Annotated in this window: 1 protein-coding gene; it reads left to right on the top strand. The window is 61.5% G+C overall.

Features of this window, described 5'->3' with window-relative positions:
• Positions 1-158 precede the first annotated feature (158 nt).
• The gene (locus tag ACT6R0_RS18685; RefSeq protein WP_444667472.1) at positions 159-437 is read left to right on the top strand and encodes a hypothetical protein; all 279 of its coding nucleotides are present in this window, start codon (positions 159-161) and stop codon (positions 435-437) included.
• Positions 438-524: the final 87 nt, after the last annotated feature.

Here is a 524-nt window from a genome sequence, read left to right as displayed (position 1 = left end):
GCATCACCGGCTTCACCACCAAAGCCTGCAGCACATGAGGCGCATGAGGGGGGTGATGGCAGCAGGCAGGTCAATGGGCAGGCAGGTGGATGGGCGGGCAGGTGGGTGGGCTGGTGATGGCGTGCCCGCATTAAGGGAGGTAGACACAATGAGTGCATGTGGCTGTGAGGGGCAGCAACGCCGACAGGCGAATCCTCCGTGCTGCTGCTGCCGCTGCCGCTGCTGATGATGACGATGATGATGACGATGATGATGATGACATGAGGCTGACGAGGGTGGTGTTAGCGAGAGGCAGGTGGTGGCGAATGGCAGCGGGGCGCCAGGTGGGCTGGTGGAATCAGGTGGGTGCAAGGCTTGGCATTCCACCCCTGGCCTACTCATCAGCGAGTTCAAGCACAAGGGCCTTGGCAAGGAATGGGCGGCATACCCCTGCCTGAGGACCCACGTTAAAGATGACGTAGGTGATGAAGAAGGAGGCGACCTGTGGGGCCCCAGTACCCAACACTGTCAGGACAGAGGTGGGG

This window comes from Flavobacterium sp. (assembly GCF_052437795.1).
GTDB lineage: Bacteria > Bacteroidota > Bacteroidia > Flavobacteriales > Flavobacteriaceae > Flavobacterium.
Note: the sequence above shows the minus strand (reverse complement) of the source record. Positions and strands in the feature narration are given on the sequence as shown.